This is a genomic window from Streptomyces sp. NPDC093064 (assembly GCF_044754605.1).
GTDB lineage: Bacteria > Actinomycetota > Actinomycetes > Streptomycetales > Streptomycetaceae > Streptomyces.
The window spans coordinates 21521-27653 of sequence record NZ_JBIVPK010000069.1 but is presented as its reverse complement, the minus strand read 5'-3'; the positions used below and the strand labels follow the sequence as shown (position 1 = coordinate 27653).

4 protein-coding genes and 3 pseudogenes are annotated in these 6133 nt (G+C 71.0%); 3 read left to right on the top strand and 4 right to left on the bottom strand.

The features are described 5' to 3' along the window. Positions 1 to 266: 266 nt before the first annotated feature. The 3 genes and pseudogenes from ACIQFZ_RS39360 to ACIQFZ_RS39350 form a co-directional block, all read right to left on the bottom strand. On the bottom strand, positions 267 to 1556 hold the full coding sequence (locus ACIQFZ_RS39360) for an MFS transporter (protein WP_402693528.1): 1290 nt from the start codon (positions 1554 to 1556) through the stop codon (positions 267 to 269). Next, positions 1553 to 1702, bottom strand: a pseudogene (locus tag ACIQFZ_RS39355) (flavoprotein); the annotation flags it as partial. The gene ACIQFZ_RS39360 and the pseudogene ACIQFZ_RS39355, both read right to left, overlap by 4 nt. A gap of 141 nt (positions 1703 to 1843) precedes the next feature. Then, positions 1844 to 2137 (bottom strand): annotated as a pseudogene (locus ACIQFZ_RS39350) (flavoprotein); the annotation flags it as partial. Between the two features lie 33 nt (positions 2138 to 2170). Between ACIQFZ_RS39350 and ACIQFZ_RS39345 the strand changes: the two are divergent. From ACIQFZ_RS39345 to ACIQFZ_RS39335, 3 genes and pseudogenes are all read left to right on the top strand, one after another. After that, a complete protein-coding gene (locus tag ACIQFZ_RS39345) occupies positions 2171 to 3739 on the top strand; it encodes a SpoIIE family protein phosphatase (RefSeq protein ID WP_402693529.1) in 1569 nt (522 codons plus the stop codon). Between the two features lie 794 nt (positions 3740 to 4533). After that, positions 4534 to 4734: a hypothetical protein gene (locus tag ACIQFZ_RS39340; RefSeq protein ID WP_402693527.1), complete on the top strand. Its 201-nt coding sequence runs from the start codon at positions 4534 to 4536 to the stop codon at positions 4732 to 4734. Then, positions 4707 to 5060 (top strand): annotated as a pseudogene (locus ACIQFZ_RS39335) (transposase); the annotation flags it as partial. The gene ACIQFZ_RS39340 and the pseudogene ACIQFZ_RS39335, both read left to right, overlap by 28 nt. Positions 5061 to 5091: 31 nt before the next feature. Here the strand turns inward: ACIQFZ_RS39335 and ACIQFZ_RS39330 are convergent. Next, positions 5092 to 5601 (bottom strand): DinB family protein, encoded by a 510-nt coding sequence (locus tag ACIQFZ_RS39330; RefSeq protein WP_383064226.1) that lies wholly within the window; start codon positions 5599 to 5601, stop codon positions 5092 to 5094. Positions 5602 to 6133 lie beyond the last annotated feature (532 nt).

Genomic DNA, 6133 nt, shown 5'->3' with positions numbered 1-6133 from the left:
GTCGACCTTCTCACCGGGCTGCGGCATCCCATGACGGAGGCTCCAGAACGCGGCGACGGTCACCAGGCCGACCAGGACGATCCCGGCGACGATGTCCCCGCAGACCACCACCACAGACAAACTCGCCGCACTCGCCCACCTCGGACTCCACTGGGCGACATCGCGCTGGTACCGCCAGAGCCTGGTGAGTCGGGCGGCCCGGCTTCTGCGCCGCTGAGTCGCCCCGTACGTCGAACCTGCTCGCCTGTCGATTGTCGAAGGCGGGGTCAGGAGCGGGTTCGGCTTGGTACGTCGTCAGCTGGCGTGGCTCGAGCGGTGGTTGGTGCTGGGGGGTTCGTCCAGGGTGCCGTCAGCGCGGCGGTGAGGGAGACGGCGGCCAGGAGGCCGAAGAGGTCGGTGTAGCCGCCAAGGGGGAGGGCGAGGGCCGCGCCGGCGAACGGGGCTACGGCGGAGGCGATGGTGGCCGGGGCGGCGAGGATGCCGGAGAGGCGTCCGTAGTGGGTGGTGCCCCAGCGGTCGGTGATGGCGGTGGCTTGGAGAAGGGTGAGGTTGCCGCGGACCATGCCGGCCGCGATCGAGACGGCGACGATGAGGGCGTACGGCCCCGGCACGAGGGTGAAGGCGGCTGTGGTGAGGCCACCGAGGGCGATCAGTGCGGTCGTGCGGACCGGAATGGTGGTGTGGCGGGCGAGCGTGGCGTACAGGGTGCGGCCGAGTGTCTGGCCGGCGCCGCCGAGGCCGAGGGCCCACGCCGCCTGGCTGGTGGTGTAGCCGCGCTCCAGCATCAGGGGCACGAGAGCGATGACGACGGCGTACATCGCGAACGCCGAGAGGGCGAAGGCGATGGCGAGCATCCAGAACGGCCGGCTGCGCGCCACCGTCCCGGCCCCTGTACCCGGCTGCCCGTCTGTACCCGGCTGCCCGTCGTGGTCCGCGGCTTCCGGCCAGGGCGCGCGGAGCGCCAGGGCGTGGGCGGGGATCGTGACGAGCGCGAGCACCAAGGCCAGCACCAGGTAGGTGTCCCGCCAGGTCAGGTGGTCGGCAAGGAGCGCGGTCAGGGGTGCGAAGACGGTGGAGGCGAGGCCGCCGGCGAGGGTGACGATCGTCAGGGCCCGGACGTGGTCGGGGGCGTGCCAGCGGGTGAGCGCGGCGAAGGCGGGCTGGTAGAACGTCGCTGCCATCGCGAGGCCGGCCAGGGCCCACCCCAGGAAGAACACGGGCAGGTTGGGTGTCAGGGCCACGGTCAGCAGACCGACGGCGGCGAGGACGGATCCGGTCGTCATCACGGCCCGGGGGCCGCGGTGGTCGAGGATCCGGCCGACGCGGATCCCGGCGAGTGCGGAGACGACAAGGCCGAGCGAGAAGGCCGCGGTCGTCATGCCCGCCGGCCAGCCCGTTGCGGCGGTGATCTGCCGGTTCAGCACCGGGAAGGCGTAGTAGACGATGCCCCAGCTGGTGATTTGGGTGGCGCAGAGGGCGGGCAGGGCGGCGCGGGGTCGCGACCGGTCCCCCGATCCGGTCGCGGCCCCGCGCCTAGGGATGTTGAGGTCGGTCACGAGCCGCAGCAGCCGCCCGCCGATGCCTCGGTGCCGGCCTGTACCGCAGCCGGGACGGCGGCCGGTGCGCCGAGCTGGACCAACTGCGGCGCTGGGGCGCAGCAGCTGCCGCCGCTCTGGTCGGCTTCGGGGGCGTCGAAGAGGCCGGACAGGCCCAGAGCAGCGCCGATCATCCAGCGGCGCGTCAGGCGGCCGGAGTGCGTCTTGGCGGCTTCGGCCGTGCACAGCAGTACCGTCCACCGTTCCGGCGGCGACTCCGGCCAGGTGCATGGAGGTGTAGAACGCCCGGCGCCGCCGCAGACTCCGGTCTCGGGCAGGGTGAGTTCGACGTTGTCGGCAGATTCGAGATCGTCGGCGATGGCGGCGGCGACGGAGCGGACCTGCTCGTAGCCGGTCATCGCCAGGAACGTGGGGGCGCGGCCGTAGGACTTCATGCCGACCAGGTAGACGCCCTGCTCGGGGTGGGACAGCTCGCGGTGACCGTGCGGGTAGACGGTGCCGCAGGAGTGCTGGTTGGGGTCGATCAGCGGCGCCAGCGCGACCGGGGCTTCAAGACGCTCGTCCAGGCCGAGGTGGATCTCGGGGCATGCCCCCGCTTATTCGCAGGCTCGGGGATGGCATCGAGGGCCTCGGCCCGGTTGAGGTTCCGCGCAGACTTGTATCGAATGGCAGCGCCATGTGAGCCCTGCTACACCAGAGAGATGGGGAGGTGTGGCATGCCTCGTGATCTGGCTAAGGGGCTGACCGCGCTCCTTGCTGCAGCAGCAGTCCCGCTCGCCGTCTGCCTGCTCCTGCTGCCCGTCCGAGCGATCCTGTCCGACACCAACGCGGTCCTGATCCTGATGTTGGTCGTCGCGGCGGTGGCTGCTCTCGGCAACCGTGGGGCTGCGGCCCTCACGGCCCTGTCCGCCGCCGTGTGGTACGTCTACTTCTTCACCACTCCGTACGAAAGCTTCACCCGCTTCAACAACTCGGACGACATCGTCACCGCCGGGTTGCTGCTCGTCGTCGGCCTTGCGGTCTCTCATCTGGCTCGCCGCTACAGCCGCGAGCGCTCCATCGCTACTACGCTGCAGCGCGGCCTGCTGCCCCGGGTGCTGCCGGACACCAGCACCGTCCGGGTGGCGTGCCGCTACGTGCCGGCCGAGGCCGAGGTCGGCGGGGATTGGTTCGATGTGATCCCTCTCCCAGGCCACCGCACCGCGTTGGTGGTCGGGGACGTGGTCGGCCACGGCCTGCGCTCCGCGGTCACCATGGGTCGGCTGCGCACCGCGGTCCGCAATTTCTCCACCCTTGACCTGCCGCCCGACGAGCTACTGGCCCGCCTTGACGACGTGGTGATTCAGATGGATGCGGAGGCGGGCACCTGCGAGGATGGGACCGCCGGGGCTACGTGCCTGTATGCGATCTACGACCCGGTCTCCCGCATCTGCGCGATGGCAAGAGCCGGTCACTTTCCGCCCGCCATCGTCTATCCGGACGGCCGCGCGGAGCTTCTCGACCTGCCCGCAGGCCCTCCGCTTGGCGTAGGCGGCCTGCGCTTTGAGGCCATCGAGCGGCAGCTGCCGGAGGACACGCAGGTCGTGCTCTACACCGACGGGCTCATCGAGGACCGACAACGCGACGTCGGGGCCGGCCTGAAGCTGCTGTGCGACACGCTCTCCGGCGCGGGGACCGACCCGGAGGAGACGTGCCAGACCGTCCTGGAGGCGGTGCGACCCGCCCGTCCAGTCGATGACGTCGCTCTCCTGATCGCTCGCACCCATGCGTTTCCGCATGACCGTATCGCCGAATGGGACATCCCGGCCCGTCCCGCCGCGGTGCCCGCCGTACGCGCCGAGGTGTTCGCGAAGCTGGCCGACTGGAATCTGGGGGAGACGGCATTCGCCACCGAACTGATCCTCAGCGAGCTGGTCACCAATGCCATCCGCTACGGGGCGCCCCCTGTCCACCTGCGCCTTCTGCGCGACACCAGCCTGATTGTGGAGGTCAGTGACGGCAGCAGCACCTCCCCGCACCTGCGCTACGCAGCGGCCATGGACGAAGGCGGTCGCGGGATCTTCCTCGTCTCCCAGTTCGCCGAGCGATGGGGAACCCGCTTCACCCCCACCGGGAAGATCGTGTGGGCCGAGCAGTCAGCCCCATCGGTTCCCGCCGCCCCCGTCCTGGCATCGGCTGCGTGACCCGGACTGACTGCCCGCAGCCGAGGGCCTGCTGCCCTGGCCAGCCTCCGAGAGGGGAGACGCCCCCTTCGGGGTATCGCCGTCCGAAGATCGGATTACTCAATGGCCGCCATCCCGCCCGGCCCGGCTGGCCCGGCCATCTGCGCCTGGCCCACGCCACCGTCCCCTACACCCGGCTGCTGGCCCTGGACGAACGGCTGGCTTCAGCGGCGGCGCGGCCGGTGGTGGTGCCCGAGACGATCGTCATCGACCGCGGGAAAGTGTTCGTCTCCGCCGCGTTCCTGGCCGCCTGCGAAACCCCGGGGGTGAGCGTCCAGCCCGCCCCACCGCAACACCCTCTTCGCGCAGCACGTCGCCGGCTACACCGGCTCCCACGTCCTTGAGCGCGGGAGCGCGGTGGAGGACGAAGCACGCTTCACCGTGCCCCAGGTGCAAGAACTCCTGGACGAGTGGGTGACGGCGTGCTGGCAGCACCGCCCCCGCGACGGGCTGCGCCACCCGGTCCTGCCGAAGAAGGCACTGGCCCCGAACGAGATGTGGGGCGCGCTGCTGGGCACGTCCGGGTACGTTCCGCTGCCTCTGACGGGCGCCGACTACCTGGAACTGCTGCCCGTGCGCTTCCATCCCGTCACCGGCCGCGGCATCCGCATCAACTACCCCACCTACGACCACGCGGTGCTCAACGAGCACCGCGGCCGGCCCTCCCCCACTGGGCCCGGCGGCAAGTGGGAGGTCCACCTCAACCCGCACGACGTGCGGCAGGTCTACATCCGCCTGCCGGGCACCTGCACGAGGTGCCGTGGATCCACCGCGACCACGTCCGCGCCCCGATGGGCGAGAGTGCCTGGCGCCACATCCGCGCCGCCCTCGACCGGCGCACAGACCGCGAGCAGCACGAAGTCGACCTGGCCGAGGCCGCCGATGAGGTCCTGCGCCGCGCCCGCCCCCTGCCCGACCGCCCCGCCCCCGCCCGGACGGCGCCCCGATCTACGTGATCCTGGACAACCTGTCCGCCCGCAAGGGCGACACCATCAGGCGCTGGGCGAAGAAGAACCGTGTCGAGCTGTGCTTCACCCCGACCTACGCGTCCTGGGCCAACCCGATCGAAGCACACTTCAGGCCGTTGCGGCAGTTCACCGTCGCTAACTCCAACCACCGCAACCACACCGCGCAGACCCGCGCCCTGCACGCCTACCTGCGCTGGCGCAACGCCAACGCCCGCCACCCCGACGTCCTCGCCGCCCAGCGTCGCGAACGCGCCCGCATCCGCAGCGAGAAAGGCATCCGCTGGGGCGGACGCCCCCTCGCCACCACGGTCTGAAGAACCCGACGAACCTCATCCGGCCACAGAACTATCCGGCGTAGGGGTTGCCGCCGAGCCAGGTGGTGCCGTCGATCAGTTCGCGCACCGCGTCCAAGTGGCCGCTGTGGCAGGCAACTTCGGTGAGCACATGGATCAGGATGTGCCGCACGTCAGGCAGCCGCCAGGTCGGCCAGATCTCCACGGGCCAGGCGGCGGGCTCCTGCTCGGGCGCGGCGGCGGCGAGCACGGCGTCCGCGCGCGCGATGGCCGCCCGGTAGTCGGCGAAGACCTCCTCGGCGCTCATCCCCTCGGGGACGTACCAGTGCGCCTCCGCGCCCGCCGTGAGCTGTCCGGCCACATCCGGATCACCCGCGATCACCCCGGGGAACCAGAAGCGTTCGACATCCAGGGTGAGGTGGCGCAGCAAGGCCAGGCAGCTCCAGCCGCTGGGCAGCACCGGCCGCCGCAGATCCTCCTCCGAGAGCCCTTCCAGGACCCCGAGGACGTGCGCGCGCTGACGGTCCAGGGCGCCCTTGAGAGCGTCGAGTTCGGCGTTCACCGGGCGGCGCCCTGCGCCGGGATCTTGATGCACCGGGACGCCGCCCACCACGGCCTCACCTGTCGTACTCGTCATCCGCGCACCTCCGTCAACCGCAGAGCATGACCTGACTCCGGCCTGGACGCTACACCGGGGGTACGACAACACCTGGCCGAGCAGGTACGAGCCTCGCACGCGCACTCCCACCGAACCAGTTCCGTCGCCAGCATCACATGCAGTCGGGTGCGCGGCGGCCCACCTCCGCCATCGGCTGCCGCAAGCTGGGCAGCGACCGGCTGGTGGGCCTCGCGATCGGCAAGCCCTCGAAGCCGATCAGCGCCACGTCGTCCGGCAGCCGCCCACCCGGCCAACCTTCCCGGTCACGGCACTGGCTCGAGTGCCGCCCACTTGTCCATCCCGTAGAGCCAGCCGCCGTATCTGGCAGGCAGAGGCATCGTTAAGCAGGCCATCGCGTGCACGAAGATCCGCGCCTCGCGGATACGCGAACACGGTGAGGGCCCAAACCAACTCCTCCCGGCTTCGGGCCCTCACC